Annotated in this window: 13 protein-coding genes; 1 reads left to right on the top strand and 12 read right to left on the bottom strand. The window is 46.0% G+C overall.

The features are described 5' to 3' along the window. Nucleotides 1-199: 199 nt before the first annotated feature. From yhbH to F6X55_RS19955, 5 genes are all read right to left on the bottom strand, one after another. Entirely contained in the window at nt 200-1,360 is a 1,161-nt protein-coding gene (gene yhbH, locus F6X55_RS19975; RefSeq protein ID WP_153465553.1) for a sporulation protein YhbH, read from the bottom strand. A gap of 84 nt (nt 1,361-1,444) precedes the next feature. Continuing rightward, nucleotides 1,445-2,566, bottom strand: coding sequence for a Ger(x)C family spore germination protein (locus tag F6X55_RS19970; protein WP_153465551.1), 1,122 nt, complete (start codon nt 2,564-2,566; stop codon nt 1,445-1,447). Next, a complete protein-coding gene (locus tag F6X55_RS19965; RefSeq protein WP_161993120.1) occupies nt 2,553-3,665 on the bottom strand; it encodes a GerAB/ArcD/ProY family transporter in 1,113 nt (370 codons plus the stop codon). The genes F6X55_RS19970 and F6X55_RS19965 overlap by 14 nt, the downstream gene beginning before the upstream one ends. Then, the gene (locus tag F6X55_RS19960) at nt 3,646-5,154 is read right to left on the bottom strand and encodes a spore germination protein (RefSeq protein WP_153465547.1); all 1,509 of its coding nucleotides are present in this window, start codon (nt 5,152-5,154) and stop codon (nt 3,646-3,648) included. Before F6X55_RS19960 ends, F6X55_RS19965 begins: the two co-directional genes overlap by 20 nt. A gap of 161 nt (nt 5,155-5,315) precedes the next feature. Then, nucleotides 5,316-6,578 carry an MDR family MFS transporter gene (locus F6X55_RS19955; protein WP_153465545.1) on the bottom strand — a complete coding sequence of 421 codons (1,263 nt, stop codon included), beginning with the start codon at nt 6,576-6,578 and terminating at the stop codon, nt 5,316-5,318. Here F6X55_RS19955 and F6X55_RS19950 point away from each other — a divergent pair. Further along, on the top strand, nt 6,577-8,403 hold the full coding sequence (locus F6X55_RS19950; RefSeq protein ID WP_237648730.1) for an SgrR family transcriptional regulator: 1,827 nt from the start codon (nt 6,577-6,579) through the stop codon (nt 8,401-8,403). The two genes, F6X55_RS19955 and F6X55_RS19950, sit on opposite strands and share 2 nt — an antisense overlap. 488 nt (nt 8,404-8,891) lie before the next feature. On the opposite strand, the gene odhB is transcribed toward F6X55_RS19950, so the two are convergent. From odhB to F6X55_RS19915, 7 genes are all read right to left on the bottom strand, one after another. After that, nucleotides 8,892-10,175 (bottom strand): 2-oxoglutarate dehydrogenase complex dihydrolipoyllysine-residue succinyltransferase, encoded by a 1,284-nt coding sequence (gene odhB / locus F6X55_RS19945; protein ID WP_153465541.1) that lies wholly within the window; start codon nt 10,173-10,175, stop codon nt 8,892-8,894. Then, nucleotides 10,162-13,023 (bottom strand): 2-oxoglutarate dehydrogenase E1 component, encoded by a 2,862-nt coding sequence (locus F6X55_RS19940; protein WP_153465539.1) that lies wholly within the window; start codon nt 13,021-13,023, stop codon nt 10,162-10,164. Before F6X55_RS19940 ends, odhB begins: the two co-directional genes overlap by 14 nt. A gap of 392 nt (nt 13,024-13,415) precedes the next feature. Continuing rightward, nucleotides 13,416-15,314 carry a PrkA family serine protein kinase gene (locus tag F6X55_RS19935; protein ID WP_026571838.1) on the bottom strand — a complete coding sequence of 633 codons (1,899 nt, stop codon included), beginning with the start codon at nt 15,312-15,314 and terminating at the stop codon, nt 13,416-13,418. A gap of 786 nt (nt 15,315-16,100) precedes the next feature. After that, the gene (trmL, locus tag F6X55_RS19930; protein ID WP_026571837.1) at nt 16,101-16,574 is read right to left on the bottom strand and encodes a tRNA (uridine(34)/cytosine(34)/5-carboxymethylaminomethyluridine(34)-2'-O)-methyltransferase TrmL; all 474 of its coding nucleotides are present in this window, start codon (nt 16,572-16,574) and stop codon (nt 16,101-16,103) included. A 97-nt stretch (nt 16,575-16,671) separates the two neighbouring features. Continuing rightward, nucleotides 16,672-17,535 carry an amidase domain-containing protein gene (locus tag F6X55_RS19925; RefSeq protein ID WP_153465537.1) on the bottom strand — a complete coding sequence of 288 codons (864 nt, stop codon included), beginning with the start codon at nt 17,533-17,535 and terminating at the stop codon, nt 16,672-16,674. A 151-nt stretch (nt 17,536-17,686) separates the two neighbouring features. Further along, a complete protein-coding gene (queG, locus tag F6X55_RS19920; RefSeq protein ID WP_026571835.1) occupies nt 17,687-18,835 on the bottom strand; it encodes a tRNA epoxyqueuosine(34) reductase QueG in 1,149 nt (382 codons plus the stop codon). Between the two features lie 189 nt (nt 18,836-19,024). After that, nucleotides 19,025-20,740: an ABC-ATPase domain-containing protein gene (locus F6X55_RS19915; protein ID WP_153465536.1), complete on the bottom strand. Its 1,716-nt coding sequence runs from the start codon at nt 20,738-20,740 to the stop codon at nt 19,025-19,027. Between the last annotated feature and the right edge of the window lie 81 nt (nt 20,741-20,821).

The raw sequence follows: 20,821 nt of genomic DNA, 5'->3' as shown, positions 1-20,821 counted from the left end.
CTTCTTTGGTGAGATGAAGTGGTCGGGAAACCAACTTTATCCTACCATGAAGTGAGGTTTTTTTATTACCACGCTGTAAGCTCTCCGGAACCCCTGGCATTGCCAGGGGTTTTCTAATTCATTAAAACAAAAGACCGGATCATTTACGATCCGGCCTGCTAATAAGAATGTTATCTCGTGTGATTCTCTTAAGACTTTTCTAAGAAATAACTTCTTCCTGCTGGTTGTTAAAAAAACGTTTCATTGCGTAAAATACATCTGCTTTTTTCCGGAGAATATAATAGCGGAATTTCGGTGATTCAATTTTATTGTAAACCTGCATCAAAGTAGAGTGGCGATTATACTGGTTGACCTCCCCATAGCCGAACATACTCGATTTTTCGATTAATTCCTCGACAAGCGTCACGCATCTGCGGTTATCCGATGTCAGATTATCGCCGTCTGAGAAATGAAAAGGATAAATGTTATATTGTTCCGGCGGATACTTGGAATCGATGATTTCCAATGCTTTTCGATAGGCCGAGGAGCAAATCGTTCCTCCACTCTCCCCTTTGCTGAAAAATGATTCTTCATCGACCACTTTTGCTTCGGTATGATGGGCGATAAATTCGATGTCTACTGTTTCATATTTGGAACGCAGGAATTTGGCCATCCAGAAAAAGAAACTTCTGGCCACGTATTTTTCAAACAATCCCATCGATCCACTCGTATCCATCATCGCCAATACAACCGCCTTGGATTCCGGTTTCTCGATATCGTCCCACGTTTTGAAGCGAAGGTCTTCCGGATATATCGGATTGAATCCTGATTTGCCTGCCATCGCATTCCGTTTATATGCTTCCAGCATCGATCGCTTTTTGTCGATATTGCCGGTCAGTCCCTTTTTTCGTATATCTCTGAATTCGATATGAGAAGTAACGATGTTATCTTTTTCCTTTTCTTGCAGATTAGGCAGCTCCAGTTGATGAAAAAAGGCTTCTTCCAACTCTTCAAAAGAAACCTCTGCTTCATAATAGTCATGCCCGGCCTGATCACCGGCACCCGAGTCGTTTCCGGCGGCTTTTTGCGGCCTGCCGTCGCTTGCCACGACATCTCCAACGTTGCTGTCGCCGTCTCCCTGTCCTGCATGCTTGTTTTTATCCTGGCTGTATCGGATCTTATATTCATCGAGGGAACGGATCGGAATCCGCACCATATCCTTCCCCCTGGACATAATGATATTCTCTTCCGTTATTAAATCGGGCAGTTGTTTCCGTAATACATCCTGGACTTTATCCTGGTGGCGTTTCTGGTCATCGAACCCTTTTCTATGGAGGGACCAATCTTCTTCTGAAATCACATAACTCTTCGAATCAGCCATCTATTACCCTCCTTCGTTTTATTATTTCTATAGTATGCAAGACAGGTTTATTTGATTAAAGATTTTGATAATTGGACGGTCTCCCTAGTTGGTGATGCCGTGTGACTGGATTTCAAAAGTGATTGTAGGGTCGATCTCGATATCAGCATATTCCTCGTTCCAATTGAGTTTTTTCCAGACCTTGGGATGATATGCCTGAAGTCTGCGTCCAAGACCGAAGGCATCGGAATTCGTTTCCTGTAACAGCCCGATGATTTCCTTTGCTTCCTTGGTGAGATCTTTTTCAATCCGTTTTTCCAGCTCGTTGATTTTCTTTGCGCTTTGCAAATGGTTGGGCGGATATTCCAGGACATCTGCTTCCATTTTCAGCTTCATTTCGACTTTGGGAAGGCTTCCTTTTGTATCGAAGGACAATTTCCGGTGAATTTCCTTAACATCCACTGTAATAAAATCATTTACATCAGGATGGTCATCTCCGCCTATTTTGCGTGTCATTTGTGCATCTGCTCCCCTTATCCCTTTCATAAGAAGAAACAATACCGCCTTTTCTGCCGGCAAATACCTTCCACTGTAAGATTGCCCGCTAAAAAGCGCAAGCCCCCGATATTCCAAAACGCTTTCTTCTTGATTAACAACCAGGTAGGGCAGGACAAAATCTTGGCCAGGCTCCAGCAACTCCGAACAAATCAACTGAATGTTTGTATTGGGTAAATGGGTCGATCGTCTTTCGCCGGTCAACATGCCAGTGATGTATTCGCTGATCCGGGGCTCACCTGAGACACTTAGAGAAAGTGCATCTTTAACCTTTCCTCCTACAACAGCCAGCTGTGCATGAAGGTTGCTTTTCGGATCACGGTAAAACATGTCCAAAGAAGGATATATATCTTGTTTGGCCAATTCTTCACCCAGCAGCAATACATGGAGCTTGGACTGATCATAACGTTTGGAAATTTTCTGATCGATATTGGTTCTGGTATTCAACGGAGAGTGACCGGCTGCAGAGATTATTTGCGTTTGTTCGGTGCCTGGTCCTTCGGATGAGCTTTGGACATTGGTAATCACCACGGTACTTTCCACTTGTCCTTCGTCCGCCGCATCGATTCCTGCAGCCAGTACAAGTTTTACATTTTTAAACTGCCGCTGATCCCAACAACCAGTCAACAATAGCAGGCTTAAGACTAGCGGGCTCCACTTAAATTTTGCCATCTCGCTTCCTCCTTACAAACCGGTGAATAGTGACTGTGTACAGCATGAGACACAGCGGCATTGCAGTCGAAAATACCATCGAGACGTGTGTGACAAATTGAGTGAACGAGTCGATCGGCTGTTCATCGATTCCCACAATCAAGGATGCGATGACAATGGTTATGGTAGAGAACAAAGCGAATCGGGATGGTTTTTTGGAGTGGAACATGTCAGTCACTCCTTTGCTTGCCATGAACAAATAAGTGGAAAAAGAGGTGGCAACCGATACAATCCACATCGATAGCAGAAACAAGTCGACCCTGCTGATTATGTGCAGTTCAATAGCTTTCAACAAATACAATACCGGCTGAGGCACAAAAGCAATTTCACTTGTACTGAAGTAAGTGAACGAGACAAACACGACAAACAAGTAAAAGAGGGTAACGAACAAGTTTGCGTAGGACATTGTTTTCAACCGCTCGGTCGGGGTCCCCTTCGTATGCGGATAGAGAAAGAAAAAAGAAATGTAACCGAGCATCGCCAGGATTGCAGCTTGTGCCCCCTTGAATATTTGCGGGACAGGGGTCTGGCCGACCGGGAGTAAATAAACCAGCTGAATGTCACGCAGCGCAAACACCAACAGGAAAAAAATGATGACAAGCAATATCGAAACAAAGGTGTAAATTCTTGCCATGACGAGCAGTCCGCTTGAAATCAAGTAGAAACCTGTAAATGCAAGCAAAATCGCCAACAACCAAAAAGGGGTGTTGGGCAGAATCCAGAGGTGGAGCATACGACCGTACAAAATCAATATCAACACACAGATGCAGATGAAATATAAATAATAAGCCACACTCAACAGGTTGCCGATTATGGTGCCGAACAGCTTCGGAAGGAAGGCGATAAGATCATCGTCCGGAAAGGTGGATGCCGTCAACCACATAGCCACTATAATCAATTGGATGGCCATGCTTGCCAGCAGCAGGGATATCCAACCGTCCTGTTTGGCCGCCTGATGCAAGTCAAATGGAAGAGACAGGACACCTACTCCCATTTGTGTCTGGACGATGATAAAAAAAAACTGGCGCCGTGAAATTTTTTTATTTGCTGTTTTTGCCATCCCGCCTCCACTCCCTCGATGTGGTCTGTGTTTTTTTCTTGATCGGCTGGGCATTTTTCGGCCTCGTATTCATTTTGAACAACGGAAGACGAATAAAAGTATCCTTTAAATCCTTCACATGCAATGGGGCAAGTGGTGCAAAATAAGGTGTACCGAAAGATTCCATTCTGCTTAAATGGATCAACAAAAGCAGCATGCCGAAGACGATTCCGACAAAACCAAGGGTCGCCGATAAAATGATCAGCGGAAACGTCAGCAGTCGCAGAGTCGTACTCATTTCGTTGGAGGGAACGACGAAAGAAGCAATCGCTGTCAGTGCAACGACGATGATCATAAAATTGGATACAAGCCCGGCACGGACAATGGCATCCCCGATGACCAAACCGCCGACAATGCCGATGGTCTGGCCCACTGGCGTCGGTAGCCGGATACCGGCTTCTCTGATCAGCTCGATGATAATGACCATCACCAGTGCTTCGATGATCGGCGGGTAGGCGATTTCATTGATAGAGCTTTTTACCGGGATGACCAAATCCTTTGGAATCACTTCGAAATGAAACCCGACAATCGAAATATAAAAGGCCGGCAGTCCGATGGCGATGATGAAGCTGAACAAACGAATCAAGCGGATGAACGTACCGGTAAACCAGCGGGAATTATAATCATCCGGAGACTGATAAAAGGCAAAAAAAGTCGCCGGCGCCATCAAACAAGTCGAGCTTCCCTCCGACAAAACCGCGACTCTCCCTTCCATCAAGTTAGCCACTGTTTTGTCAGGACGTTCTGTATTGATCATTTGGGGAAAGGGAGAATAAGTGTGATCCTCGATAAACTCTTCGATAAATCCCGGACTGATGACAAAGTCAATGGAAATATCCTTCAGTCTTGTTTTCACTTTTTCAACCAGCTCTGGATTGGCTACCCCTTCCAGATAGACAACAGCAACCTTTGTATTTGTCATTTTTCCCAGTTTGTCAAAGGTGACCACAAGGTTTTCATTTTCAATCCGTTTGCGGATCAAATTGATGTTGATCATCAAATTGTCGACAAACCCTTCATGGGAACCGCGGACTACTTTTTCATTGTCCGGTTCTTCCACACTGCGGTTAAATGCCGAAGTTGTATGAAAGAGAAGCATGTCAGCACTTCCATCGGTGGCAAAAGCGCAATGACCTTTTAACAGCATTTTTATGATCTTTTTCCGGTCATGTACCTTTTTGCCACTGGAAACCTTCATGATTTCCTGGTCGCCCATTTGCATGTATGGCTTGAAAAATTCGTTCTGGATTTTTTCCTGGTCAACCAGTGACTCTACATATAAGAGGACAGTCCTGCCTTCCTCCAAAATCCGAAGCTTTAAATCATCGGATTGGTGGAAGGCCTCTATAAAATACGTGATATTATCCTCTAATGAAGTCGAATTCGGTACAGTCTCCTGTTTTCGCTTTTCTTCCTTCTGCCTTCCCCCCGAAGACCTGAAAGATTTCATAACCAGCCACCCTCACCGCTCTGAAAATATACAGATAGTATGTACCATACATGCCAATGTTACTCAAAAAACGAGCAGGAGGGGACAGACCCCCACCCAAGTAACACTGCGTCGCGCTAACACTGCAGCATGGTGGGGGTCTGTCCCCGGTTTTCACATGATCAGGAATGTAAATGGTTGCTGGCTGGAATGGCTACGGATTTCTTGATGATGGCGACACGCGTGAATGCTATTCCCAACATGACGAAAACGATATACAGGACTGCCATGCTTGTACCGCCGATTGCTTCTCCGACGATAATTCCAACGGCTCCGAACATTTTCCCGAATTGGAAGACAAACCCGTTGAACGCCATGTAGGCTCCCCGCTTCCTATCATCAACGATATCGGCCAGCATCGACTGCCTTGTCGGTACATACAGCAGCTCACCGACAGAAAGGATGACTACTGCCAAAAACAAACCTGGAATATGGTTGGAAAAGGCCATGAATGCATAACCGCATCCAAACAGGATAAACCCTGCATACATAATCGGCTGCTCTGGTTTATTTTTGATCCACTTGGAAATGACAGCCGTGAATAAAACAATCATGATCGTATTGACAACTGTCAGTATACTAAGCAGTCTAACGCCGTCTACCATCACTTCGTGTCCTTCCATCCAAGCAAAAGCGCGAGGAACAATCTCCTGTTCCAACCGGACGGCAACAAAGTTGTTTCGCTGGAATTCCAACGTCAGAATTGCAATTCCTCCAAGGGTGAACAGTACGAAAGGGATATCTTTTATGACAGTCTGATAGCTGCGCATCAAGGGAAGCAACCCATATTGTATTTGAACCCTGTTCTTTTCAGTTTGCAACGTTTCTGTGATTAAGGCAGATGTCATCCAGAGAGTGACCACACTCATCATCACGAGTCCGATCAGCAATTCAAAAAAATGCGTTTTAAACAACCATCCCCCTATCATCAATCCCAGCATCAAGGAAAGGTTGACAGCCCAGTAGTTAACCGAGTACATGAATGCCCTCGTTTCCTTCGTGCTGACATCGATCAGCATCGCTTCAGCGGCCGGGTTGATAAAACCCGTGGCGATACTAATCACCAGCATCATAGCGAAGGTCGCAATCGCTGATGTCCCCCAAGGAGCGTTGACCATTAACATCCCGGTAAAGGCAATCAGTTTCATCGTTTCCCCTACGACCATCAATCGTTTTCTGCCAAGTATGTCCGCAAGAAAGCCGCCATACAAACCAGCTAAAAATTGAATCACGACATTCACCAGCAATAATATCCCTGCCGCCGTCGCATTGATTTTGTCGGTAAAGTAAATCGCCATAAACGGAAAAATCATCGAACCGATAATCCGGCTGAGGAAAGAAGTATAAATACGAACACGGATATTCGGGTGCAGTGACTTGAACATGCAGCATTCCCTCCTTCTGCTTTCCATTTTGCCTTTTCTTAAAAGGGGTAAAAAGGGTATAATCAATCTATTAATGTCCCCTTTTCCGGAGGTGAAGTGTATCAAAGATTTATCGTATTATACATTGCGTGCCCATTTATACAGCAAAGAACAAAATAAACAGGTCCCATTTAAATTCGAGGAACTGGAGACGCTTTGGTTTTGCACGCGTAAAAATGTCAAACGAAAACTGAGGAAATACGAAGAAGAAAACAAATTAAGCTACACGCCTGGAATCGGCAGGGGAAATCCCTCCCGCTTAACCTTCCGGCGGCCATTTCAGCAAGAAGTGGAACAGTTCGTTCAAGAAGCAATCCGCACCGACAAACTGGATGATCTGGTCCACTTGCTGCAGCTGCCCATCCCAAGAGCATGGGTTGCATCCATCTCGCCACAGTTGCAGAAAATGTTCGGCATGCAGGAGTCCAAGCAAGAGAAGGACGTCCTCCGCACGATTATCTCGCGGGATTTAAGTACGCTTGATCCTGTCTATAGTTCGATAACTGTGGAAAATCATATGATCCAGCAACTCGGTGATACGCTCGTCACTTATAACGAAAAAAGAGATGAAATCCGTTCTCGCCTCGCTCATCATTGGCAGGTGGATGAAAGCAACACGATATGGACTTTTTACTTGCGAAAAGGGGTGCGCTTCCACCATCAAGGCGTTTTCTCAAGCGCCGATGTCAAACACACACTGGAACGGTTTAAACCCGGTACGCCGTTTTACTGGCTTGTCAGCGATATTTCGGAAATCGACTGTCCGAACAGGTACCAAGTCACTATTGAACTAAAAAGCCCTAATCCCTTTTTTCTCCGCTACTTAAGCAGCACGAATTTATCCATCCTGCCCAAGGATGTACCTTTTGATGAAAATCAATGGATCGGCACCGGGCCTTTCCGTCTGAAGGAACGCAGTAAAAAGCGGATTGTTTTGGAAGCCTTTGACCAATACTTTCTCGAGCGCCCCTTCCTGGACCGGATTGAATTTTGGAAGATACCGATGGATACGGTGAAAACCGTCACCTATAATATCAGTGCCGTTGAAGAATTCGAGGAAGGCATCCAGAAAAAAGAAGTGGAAACCGGATTTCGCTTTCTCGCTTTCAATTTCACCAAACAAACAGCTGTTCAAAATCCCCATTTCCGGACAGCATTGTTTCACCTCCTTAATCCGTTTAGAATGCACGAAGATTTGGGACTGGAAGCACCGGTGGAAGCCACCAGCTTCTTTCCCTGGAAATCAGGACAACGTAGCAGAGATGAATCACAAGTACCCGGATTACTGCAGTTATCCGGATACCAAGGAGAACCATTGCAGCTGTACTGCCTCGACTTTCCGAAAGCAAAAGAGGAAGCCGCATGGTTTCAACGCCAAGCATCCCAGTATGGCATTGTAGTGGAGTTGCACAGTTTCAGTTTGGAAGACTTTTACGCGTTTACGTTCGATGATCACGCGGATATGGTATTCATGGGGGAAGTTTCGACTTCTGACTTTCACTTATCCTTTTTAGGCGCCTTTTACAATGAAATCCTGTTGTTCAGACGATTTATGACGCCAGACCACCTCGAAAAAATCGACGACTGGCTGGAAGCCTTCAAACAATCCACAGCCAAACAGGAGAGGGAAAAGATTATCGATGTGATGGAAGATTACTTGAAAGACAACCACCTTATTCTTTTTCAACATCATCCTATTAAAAGCAGAGTCTTCCATCCGATGATCCAAGATATCCGTTTTAAATCATTTGGCCAGGTAGACTTCCGGAAACTTTGGGTGAAATGACAAGCATTTTTGTGGCTTTCCACCGTTTTAGCGATCCTGACCCCTTTTGACTTTCTGCACATGGGAGGGGATCTGTTGACCGCTGATTTTTTTATTCTATGAGCAGCACTTTTATAATCAGTTGAAGGAAACCGAATCTGTAAAAGTGAATCTTTCACCCCGGTGGACTACATTTGCTATCATGCTATTTAGTAATGAGTAAGATGAAAAAAATGCTTGAAAGGATGCCATTGGTCTTATTGTAGGTTGGCCTGTTGAAATATATTGAACTCGCCTGTTGCCTGGAGTTTCCTTTAGGATAGAGGCTATTTTGATAGAAGTGGATGGACATAGGGAAGAAAAATAAAGTGAAAATGTTTATCCTCGTTGCCATATTCGCTATAGCGATGGTAAGGTTTTTGTCCAATCGACGGGAAGGATTAGAAAAAACGCCCAGGAGACAACTCCTGGGCGTTTTTGTTATACCGGGCCTCTTTAGCTTACTGATTTTATCCTTCCAACAACAAATCGTATGGATCTTCGAGCATTTGTTTAATCCGAACCAGGAACTGGACCGCGTCTTTTCCGTCTACGATTCTATGATCATAAGACATTGCCACATACATCATCGGTCGGACTTCGATGGAATCATCCGGCATGACAATCGGCCGTTTCTGGATGGAATGCATTCCGAGAATACCAACCTGAGGCGCATTTAAAATCGGTGTCGATAATAGGGATCCGAAAATGCCGCCGTTTGTAATCGTGAACGAGCCGCCTTGCAAATCAGCCATTTGCAACTGTTTATCACGCGCTTTCTTGCCAAGATGGGCGATTTCCCGTTCCACACCGGCAAAATCGAGACGATCGGCATCACGGACGACGGGAACGACGAGTCCGTCATCTGTCGATACAGCAATACCAATATCATAGAATTTTTTCAAGACAAGTTCATTGCCTTGGATTTCTGCGTTGATCAGCGGAAATTCCTTCAAAGCACCGACGACAGCTTTCGTAAAGAAGGACATGAATCCAAGCTTGACATCATGTTTTTCCAGGAACTTATCCTTGCGCTCGCTGCGCAGTTTCATGATTGCGGTCATGTCGACTTCATTGAACGTGGTCAACATCGCTGCGTTATGCTGCGCTTCCACCAACCGATTGGCGATTGTCTGACGGCGGCGACTCATTTTCACCCGCTCTACCGGCTTGTCGAATTCTGTCTTCTCGGAAGATTTTGCCGCCGACTGCTTGTCTTGTTTTGGTGCTTCTGTTTGCTTTTGACCGCCTTTTGCCGCTTGCTCTACGTCTTCCGGACGGATACGGCCTAGTGGATCACGAGGGTAAACATCGCTAAGATCAATGCCTAACTCACGAGCACGCTTCCGCGCAGCAGGTGAAGCAACCGTTTCTTTGCTGTTGGAAGTGGTTTGCCCTTCGCTTTGGCTGGCAGCTGCCGGTTTTTCTTCCGGTGCCGATTCCTGCTTGCTTTCCTCAGCTGGCGCTTCCGCATCTGCAGACTCTTCCTGGCCGTTACTTCCGGCATCGCCGGCTTCCCCGTTTTCATCCACTTTGGCGATGACGTCGCCGACTTCGACGTCTTCGCCTTCTTCTTTCGTAATCTCCACTACAACGCCTGCATAATCAGCGTTCACTTCGACGTTGACTTTGTCGGTTTCCAACTCCAATACCGGATCGCCCTTCTCCACTTTGTCACCCTTCTTGACGAGCCACTCGGCGATAGTACCTTCTGTAATCGATTCTGCTAATTCCGGGACTTTAATTTCCTTCACTGGAATCTCCTCCTTTAGACAGCTTTAAGGCTTCCTGCACGATTCGTTTTTGTTCTGTTTTGTGTATGTTTGGCTCTCCAACCGCTGGTGACGACCGATCAGGACGACCGACATAACGCAGCTGTTGATGTTTACCCAGCAGATTGTATAGAAGTTCTTTGACAAAGTTCCAGCTGCCCATATTTCTCGGCTCTTCCTGAACCCAGATCACTTCTTCCACATTTGGACAATCTTTCAGTATCTTTTCCAATTCTTTGGCAGGGAATGGATAAATTTGCTCCAATCGGATCACATGGGTATCCTTCACTTTATCTTCATTCTGGCTCATCGTTTCAGCGATATCCACCATCACTTTACCACTGCCGATGACCAGTCTTTTCGCTTTTTTCGTCGTCTTCGGCAAACCTGGTTGTGTGATGACTTTTTCGAAGTTCTGCTCGCTGAACTCTCTTGCCGTAGAAGCTACACGCTGATTGCGCAACAAACTTTTCGGCGTCATGACAACAAGCGGACGGGCTGCATCTTTCCCTCTCAAAGCTGCCTGACGGCGTAACAAATGGAAGTATTGTGCGCTGGTGGTCACGTTGGCGATAATCCAGTTGTTTTCAGCAGCAAGCTGCAAGAAACGTTCGAGTCTGGCGCTGGAGTGCTCCGGTCCCTGGCCTTCGTAGCCATGTGGAAGCAACAGCACCATGTTCGACTTTTCCCCCCACTTGGCACGTCCGGCAGCTATGAACTGGTCTAAAATCACTTGGCCAGCGTTGGCGAAATCACCGAATTGCGCTTCCCAAAGAACCAGTGTGTTCGGTGATTGAACGCTGTACCCATACTCAAAACCTAGCACACCCGCCTCCGACAATGGACTGTTATGGATGGCAAACGAAGCGTTTGCCTGGTCCAATCCGTGCATAGGACAGTAGGTATCCCCTGTCTCCACGTCATGAAGCACCAGATGGCGATGGGCGAAGGTTCCGCGTTCCGAGTCCTGGCCGGTCAGACGTATAGAGACACCATCTTGCAAAATGGACGCATATGCAAGCGTTTCTGCCGTGGCCCAATCCGCCTTGTTTCCTTCTTCCAACGATTCTCCACGTTTTTTAAGGATTTTTTCCAGTTTCTTAAAACCTTGGAAACCTTCCGGACGTTTGAGAAGACCTTCATTCAGCTGCTTCAGCTGGTCGAGCGGGACAGCTGTTTTGATACCGTCAAGACCATTTGACAAAGCCTCTGGAGCCGGCTTCGGTTCCGGTTCATCTGTTTCATTTTCCATCATGTTATCGAAAATACCCTTAAGCTCCTGTTCCCGGTCATTTTTCAGTTTTTCGTAATCGCTCTCGCCGATGACCCCTTCTTGTTGCAGGCGTTTCGCATAAATGACAGCAACAGAATCATGTTTATCTATTTCTTTGTATAGCTGCGGCTGTGTCGCACGCGGTTCATCCATTTCATTATGACCGTAACGGCGATAGCCGACTAAATCGATCAAAAAGTCTTTATGGAAGGTCTGCCGGTATTCATATGCAAGCGCCATAGCGGACACACATGCCTCCGGGTCATCCGCATTGACATGGACGATCGGAATTTCGAATCCTTTCGCCAAGTCACTTGCATATCTGGTCGATCTGCCTTGATCCTGACTGGTAGTGAAGCCGACCAGATTATTGGCGATCAAATGCAGAGTGCCGCCTGTACGATAACCTGGCAAATCGCTCATGTTCAACGTTTCGGCTACAACACCTTCCCCGATAAAAGCAGCATCTCCATGAATCAAAATGCTGAAAGCCCGGTCCTGACTTTGAACAGGCTCGCCTGATTGATCGATATCTTCCTGCGCAGCTCTTGTAAAGCCTTCCACAACTGGGTTCACAAATTCAAGATGGGAAGGGTTGTGGGCCAAGGTGATTTTAGTAGGAGATACTTTGTCTTCACCCAAACTTTTCACTGCACCGAAATGATATTTCACATCGCCGGTCCAGCCATAATTGATTCCTTTGGAACCGGCCGACGGCATTAATTCTTTATCTGATGAATAATGAAATTCAGAAAATATCTTGTCATATGGCTTGCCAAGCACGTGGGTCAACACGCTTAAACGACCTCTGTGCGCCATCCCCATCAAGATTTCCTCGGTTTCATCGGTAAATGAATTGTTGACCGCTTTATCAAGCATCGGTACCATCATTTCCAATCCCTCGATGGAAAAACGCTTCTGGCCGACAAAGGTCTTGGCAAGAAAACTTTCAAATCCTTCTACATCTGTCAGCCGTTTCAACAGCTGCTTTTTTTCCTCTTTACTCAATGACAATGCAAAGGCGCCGGTATCGATTTTATCCTGCAGCCATTTCCGCTCATCGTCATTGTTCACATGATCATATTCAAAAGAAGTGGTACCCGCATAATTCTTTTTCAACAATGTGACCACTTCCAGCGCATTGGTCACATTACCGGGCGCATCGTCCCAAATCCAGCTCGCAGGAATCGCTTCCAAATCTTCGTTCGTCAAATTATAATAAGCCGGATTGACCAACTCTGAGTTGCGATCCTTCTCTTTTCCGACAGGATATATGTCCGCTTCTAAATGTCCGTAACGGCGAATAGCCTCCACAAGTTTCATTGCCGAGGTTAATTTCTTGATATCACTGGCTGAAGTTGTCGCTGAATCGGTTTGCTGCAATCCCCCTGTTTGTGTCAACCATTCAGGTGCCCCGTGCTGATCGAACATTTCTTTCAAAGATGCATCGATTGTCGAGGGGTCTTGTTTGTACAATTCATACTGTTCTTCAATGTACCCCATGTTTGGACCATGAAAATTTTCCCAGAATCTTCCACTAGATTCTTGCTGTGTCACGACTTATACCCCCATTAGAAGTTCACTTTCTCCATCAATTAGACGTCATTGAACATTCAATGACCATTATAGAACTGACCTCTTTCTACATCAACTAATATACCCTATTTTATACAAGGAAACAATAACCTACCGACAGCATCTATCAAAATAATCGAAATATAAAATAATTATATGTAAAAAGCCTTGGCTCCGTTATCATGGAGCCAAGGTTATAAGGAGAATGTTATGAAAAATCGGCAGGTATCACAATCCAGGCGTGGAACATGCAATGTGCTTACGTTCGAAAACAGCGCCAGAGGAGCATGCACTTGCCCGCGACCGACAAGCAAATATAGATAGAAAGGACTGTTACTGTTTCAAGTGCCCACTAAAAAGGAATCATGCAACCATCATCGATTCAACAAACTGCCGACATAACGGAGCAGTTCATTTGCAGAAGTAGAGTTATAGCCATACTCATCGATCAGTGTGGCCACCACTTCATTGATTTTCTTGAGCTGCTGTTCATCCGGTGTCTTGCTCGAAGTCGTAATTTTGACAACATCCTTCAAATCGGCAAACAATTTTTTCTGAATAGCTTCACGCAAGCGTTCGTGTGATTGATAATTGAACTTTTTCCCCTTCCGTGCATAGGCGGAAATCCGGATCAAGATCTCTTCCCGGAACGCTTTTTTGGCATTTTCCGAAATGCCGATCTGTTCCTCGATCGAACGCATCAATTTCTCATCCGGATGCATTTCTTCTCCTGTCAGAGGATCGTGGAGTTTTGTTTTGTTGCAATAAGCTTCTACATTATCAAGATAGTTTTCCATCAATGTCCGCGCCGATTCTTCATACGAATAAACGAACGCTTTTTGGACTTCTTTTTTGGCGATTTCATCATATTCCTTCCGGGCAATTGAAATGAAATTCAAGTACCTCTCCTTATCATCTTTGGAAATGGAGGCGTGGCTGTCCAGGCCATCCTTCAGTGAACGCAGGACATCCAGTGCATTGATCGAAGTCATTTCCTTCTTGATGATTGTCGAGGAAATCCGATTGATGACATAACGCGGGTCGATGCCGCTCATTCCCTCATCGGCAAATTCCTTTTTCATTTCAAGGACATCAGCATCACTATACCCTTCCACATTCTGTCCGTCATAAAGATACATTTTTTTAAGCAGGCTGATGCTGCCGCGGTTGGATTCTTTCAGCCTGCTCAAGACGGTGAACATGGCTGCAACCCGGAGCGTATGCGGTGCGATATGGACATCTTTTATATCACTCTCTTTGATCATCTTTTCATAAATGCGTTCTTCTTCGCTCAACCGCAAATTGTATGGAACCGGCATGACGATCATCCGGGAATGAAGTGCTTCGTTCTTTTTATTTGCGATGAATGATCGATATTCGGATTCGTTTGTATGGGCCACAATCAGTTCATCAGCGGAAATAAGTGCAAATCTGCCCGCCTTGAAATTCCCTTCCTGGGTGAGAGAAAGTAAATGCCAAAGAAACTTCTCGTCACATTTCAGCATTTCCTGGAACTCCATGATTCCCCGATTGGCTTTATTGAGTTCGCCATCAAAACGATAAGCGCGGGGATCGGATTCAGAACCGTATTCAGCAATGGTGGAAAAATCTATCGATCCGGTTAAGTCCGCTATGTCTTGGGACTTCGGATCGGAAGGACTGAACGTGCCGATTCCTGTTCGTTTATCTTCAGAAAAGAAAATCCGCTCCACCATGACATCTTCGATCCGCCCTTCATATTCCTGTTCCAGTCGCATGGTATTCAGCGGAGACAAACTTCCTTCAATTTTCACACCATATTGTTCTTCAAAATCCGGTCGTAGATGTGCCGGGATCAAATGGAGTGGATCTTCATGCATCGGGCAGCCCTTGATTGCATAAACAGCTCCTTCATCGGTCAGTGTGTACTGTTCCAAGCCGCGTTTCAACAAGGCCACCAATGTAGACTTCCCTCCACTTACCGGACCCATCAAAAGCAAGATCCGCTTTTTTACATCAAGTCGTCTTGCTGCCGGATGAAAATACTCCTCTACCAGCCGTTCGAGTGCTTCATCCAATCCATAGAGCGCATCGGAAAAAAAGCGGTATGTTTTCACCCCGTCTTCCCGTTCCGTGACTCCCTTATGCTTGATCATGTTATAGACCCTTGAGTGGGCAGATTGAGCTAAATAAGGCCGTTCCTTTAACAGGTCCAGATAATCCGCGAAAGTTCCTTCCCATTTCAACTTTTCCTGATCTTCTCTATGATCCTGGATTTTTTTCAATATATCCATCTCTACGCCCTCCCTGAAGAATTTAGCAAAACTACCCAGCCGTATGTTGAGCACAGGTTTCCTCTACCCCTGTTCCCTTCTTGGTTCCCATAAGAAAAGATGGTTACTTTAATCTATGTAGCCACCCTTGTGAAGATGAATGATAGCAACAGGTAACCTGATGATAATGATACTCCCCTTGTCTTGAAAGGACTCGCAGGTTCGGAGTTCACAAGCTTCTCATAATTCGTTATAATGGAGGAAAGATACAGCTACATAAACAATTGCTGCCTGGTGTGGCCACAGAACATAAAGGAGGATGCCTTCCATGAGTATGAATATTGCATTGATTTTGGGCGTAACCATTGTATTCCTTACTTCCATTTTCACAGCCGGCAAGGAATCAAAGCAATCCCCAAAACGATAAGTAGTTCCTTCTTTCCACCTGCTTGCTATGAAATGCAGTCGACAAAAAGAGGACAAGAAATAACATAAAAATAAAAAACAGAACGCCAGGATTTAGAACCAGGCGTTCTGTTTTTTTATTTTCCGGTTTAGATGAATTACCCACTTGATGAAAATAGAAAATTTGAAAAAGACACTAAAATATGTTTAATGCCTGCTGAGTATCAAGCGAGAAAATCCAATATAATGGATATAGGCGTAAGAAAAAGAAGACCAAATCATATACACAGATAACGGACTTTCTACTTTTCTTCCACAACAACGATTCTAAGAGAAAAGCCGCGGACGCGACAATCGCTACAAATAAACAACCGCCAGGCTGGCATTTTCACTTATATATCTTTAATGCAACCCGGGAAACCCCTGTTGCCGCAGTGCTTCATAAACAATAATTGCCGCCGTATTGGATAAATTAAGGGAGCGGACCATGTCATTCATATGGATCCGTAAACACTTATCCTCTTTTCCTACCAACAATTCTTTCGGAATTCCGTTCGTTTCCCTGCCGAATACAAAAAACAAATCTTCTTCAGGCTGATTGAAGTCAAAGTCGGTATAATGTTTGGAACCGAAGTTTTCAATATAGTAAAAATCCCCATCTGGATAAGTTTGGTACAATTCATCCAAGGAATCATAATAATGGATTTTGACATCCTTCCAATAATCCAGACCAGCTCTGCGAACCATCCTGTCATCAGTGGAAAAACCAAGCGGTCTGATCAGATGCAATGTCGCACCAGTGGCCAGGCAGGTGCGCGAAATATTACCCGTATTGGCGGGTATTTCTGGCTGAAATAAAACTACGTGTATTGCCACTTTTTTTCACCCCAAATAGTTAGTAACCCGCTTATTATACCACAGTTAACAGAAGTTACGTGAACACCTGCCGGGGGATGAATGGGAGGTCACAGTATCATTCACCGATCCGGAAAAACTTGTACTGGCAGTCTTCCGTCCAGGCCATCGAATCCCGGTACTCCCAATAGCGGTGCCGACTGTTGTCTGTATGGGCGTTGACAAGCGGCTCGCCGTTTGTATCCTTCGATACTACGATTGTATTATGGTCCCATCTTCCGTCTCCTTGAAAATCGTAACAAATTACATCCCCCGGCAATAAATCGCTGGCCCTTTCTACTTCTTTTCCTTTCAACCCTTGTGTCGACCCGCTCAAATACCAGCGCAAGGAGTGGGCAACAGCCCAACTGTAACTCCAACTGTCTCCCTGATACCACCATCCCCGCCCTCTGTCGGGCATTCCCCACATCGGTGCGCCGCCGGCATGGAGACATTGGGACACGTAACTGGTACAGTCCACGGCAAATTTCCGAAACTCAGGGTTGTAATCGTTCCACCATCGCTCCGCATATTGGACTGCAGCACGCCTGTCATAGTCAAAGCGTTGCACTCGCGTTTCCTCTTTGCCAAATATCTCGATGGCCGGCAGTTGTGTTTCCGGCTCGGGAGGAAGAAGCAGTTCATCACTGATCACCTGTCCTTCCTGGATGACGGCAGTATGACGGCGCTGTTCCTCTTCATGATAAAAAGAGTTTCCCTGCTTGACGAAAAATACTGTCAGTAAATCATACTCGATCGTGTACTTATCCTGTTTCCCCCGACTTTTCCGCTGGAGTTTCCCCTCCCCTCTGATTCTCGGCACCTTATTTCCGCGCTCCTCATGCAGGCGTTTTTTCCGTGCAATCCAACTCTCCGGATCCCCCTCGTTTCTCTGCTCCAATAGATGCTGCCAATACGCCGTCAATAGTTGTTTATCATCCATGCGCGCATCCCTCCTAATACACATATATGAGAGGAACCAGCTTCTCTGAACAAAAAAACCGCTCCAGCCTGATGGGATAGGCAGGAACGGCAAGGGGGTTCTTTTTGTAATCGGACCACATATCAGACAGAGCGCCATATGACTTTGCATATCATGCGTGCTGTCTCGCATTCTCTTTAAATTCAAGTCCTTTGTCCATCTCGAATTGCACTTGTTCATCCGTTTCTTTTTGTTTAGCTTTTTCAATAGCTGCAAAAGCAGCTTCCGTGCCTATTTTTCCTAAAGACCAAGCCGCAGTCCCACGGATGACCGGTCGGGGGTCTTCCTTCATCAACCGGATCAACTCCTCGACGGCACTTTCTTCCTTATAGTGGCCAAGGGCGATGATCGCATTGCGTTGAATCGGTTTTTTTCCGCGCCACGAGCCGGCGATATCTCCGAATTTTTCTTTGAATTCCCGATTGGACATGGAAAGCAGCGGCACTAGTTTCGGTTTCACAACCTCCGGATCCGGCTCCATTTCCGGATGAAGGTGGAAATCTTTCTTATGATTCTTCGGACAAACCAGCTGACACGTATCACAGCCATAGATCCGGTTTCCCAATTTGCCCCTGTATTCATCCGGCAAAAAGTCTTTTGTCTGGGTTAAAAAAGCAATGCACTTCTGGGCGTTCAATTGCCCGCCCTGGACCAACGCGCCTGTCGGACAAGCGTCGATGCACTTGGTGCACTCCCCGCAGCTGTCTTCAACCGGTTCATCCGGTGTGAATGGAACATTGGTGATCATTTCTCCTAAATACACGTAGGAACCAAATTCAGGAGTAATCAACGTGGTATTTTTTCCGCTGAATCCGATGCCCGCCCGTTCAGCGACGGCACGGTCTGACAGTTCTCCAGTGTCGACCATCGATCGATAGCTAAAACCGTACACCTTCTCCGAAATGAACGCAGCCAGTTTCTCCAATTTATCTCGTAAAATATCATGATAATCTTTTCCCCAGGAAGCACGACAGAACAGCCCTCTCCGCTCCCCTTTCTTGCTCTTTGGGGCATCCTTCAGTCTGGAGGGATAGGCAAGGGCAATCGAAATTAGCGACTGCGCCTCCGGCATCAGCTTGACAGGATTCGTCCGCTCCTCTATCGACCCTTTTTCAAAGCCAGACTGATAGCCAAGATCCTGCTGCCGTTCCAACCGTGACTTCAACTCGGTAAATACATCCACAGAAGCAAAACCAACCTTATCGATGCCAATGGACTTGCTGTAGTCTATAATCTCCTGCTTCAACTCCTCATAAGCCATCCACTTTCCCTCCTTTCTAACTGAAGGGGGTCAGTCCCCCGATGGGTCGGGGGACTGACCCCAAAAATCCAAAACATCTTCCATGCCGACCAGGAAACCCCGTCGTACCGGAATTTCATCCAGAACAGGGACTGACCCCAAAACAGGGTGGGGACTGTCCCTCGATCGATTCAGGGACTGACCCCCGGCTTAACGGTTGCTGATATCTTTGACTTTGGCTGTGCGTATGCGGTTCAGGGTGGCTGCTATTTCGAACCGGCGTGGTCTGGCCAGGTCACCAGGGTGCTGGTCCGGAAACGGCGCGAAGGATCCGAGTCCTTTTTGATCGATTTGCGCTTCTATTTCATCCAGTATTTCTGTCAGTGAACGGTCGTTTGCCAGCCACTTTTTCTGGTCCAGATGCCGAATGATTTCGGCTATCATTCTCGTTTGTGAAGCATCGACTAATTGCTCGACATAGTGCAGATTGATATCGGTCCGTCCCATGATAATCGTCGTGAGCCCTTTCGCCTGGACTTTATGCTTTTTTCCCTGGCTGGTTTGTAAGCTGCCAGGCAAAAAGCGCCGATCAGGCAGACTGCCAAATGGTTCACTCGCAGGACGCTGACGGTTAAAAGGATATCTTTCTGCAATTTCCCGGGCTTTTTCCGTAACATTGTAAGGTTGATAACGATCCATCATGATCACTTGATCGGCAGCATCAAAATAATCACCCGAACCACCCATCACAAGTATCGTGGACACATCGAGCTGATCGCGCATTTGCCGTATTTTATCAATAAACGGCGTAATCGGTTCTTTTTCTTTCACGACCAATTCCTTCATCCGCTGATCACGGATCATAAAGTTGGTAGCACTCGTATCCTCATCGATTAACACCGAAGCAGCACCAGCTTCCAATGCTTCTACGACATTGGCTGCCTGCGAAGTACTTCCACTGGCGTTCTCTGTGGAAAAACCGCTCGTATCCTTCATGTGAGGCAAATCGTTGATAAAAGGTGAAATGTTGACGGTGCATACCTGGCGTCCGTCTTCGGCACGCACTTTCACCGCAGTCGGATCGGTCAATACATATTCCCGTCCATCACCTTTAACATGGTGATACACCCCGCGCTCAATTGCCTGGAGCAGGGTGCTTTTCCCATGGTATCCACCACCGACAATCAAGACGATCCCTTTTGAAAGGGCCATTCCCGTAAGCGGCTCTTTCCGATGAGGCACTTCTATCGATACCCGGTTCTCCTTGGTACTTTGAAAAGGGACTGCCTGTCTCATCGGTCGATTGCCGATTCCACTTTCCCTGGGAAGGATTGCTCCATCTGCGATAAAGGAAATCCAGCCATGTTCCTCCATTTTTTGTCTAATTGCCTGATGTTGATCGGCTAGCTGAACGCTTGCTTCGATATCTTCATCGGAAATAGAAAAAACCGACTTTTCCATAATCGCGGGGATTATGTCAAAAAACAGTTTCTCTGCTTCTCTTCCATTAATCCTCCTGCCATTTGCCGGCAGACCGATTGATAAACAAATCGTTGTAAAACCAGGGTCAAGCTGAACAGCACTTCGTTCCAGTATTTCCTGACCAGGATTGTCGATAGCGATCAGACCGCTTTTTCCGGAACCTTTGCTGTACACGGTATTATCCTTGATTGCCTTGGCAACCGCTCTTGCAATTCGATCTTCGCTATATATTTTCCGCTGGCGGTTCCCCTTCCAGTCCGGCTTTATCCGTCGATAAGCGTCCGGCACTATCAAGCGGATCTTTGAAGGAGAAGCAAACGGATCTCCTTGTACATAATCGACGACTAGCTCATAACGGTGAAAGGAATAACGTCCTTGAATCCCTTTATACCCTTTATAGCTTTTCCCATCGATTTGCTGCAGCTTTCTTTGCAGTTCTTTCATCATAAGACACCTCTTTTAAACACTGACTAGTTCTAGGATACAATCTTCCATGACTTCCTATCAAGCGAGCATCTTCCGAGA

This window comes from Sediminibacillus terrae, assembly GCF_009602435.1.
Lineage (GTDB): Bacteria > Bacillota > Bacilli > Bacillales > Amphibacillaceae > Sediminibacillus > Sediminibacillus terrae.
This window is presented reverse-complemented; position numbering and strand designations above follow the sequence as displayed.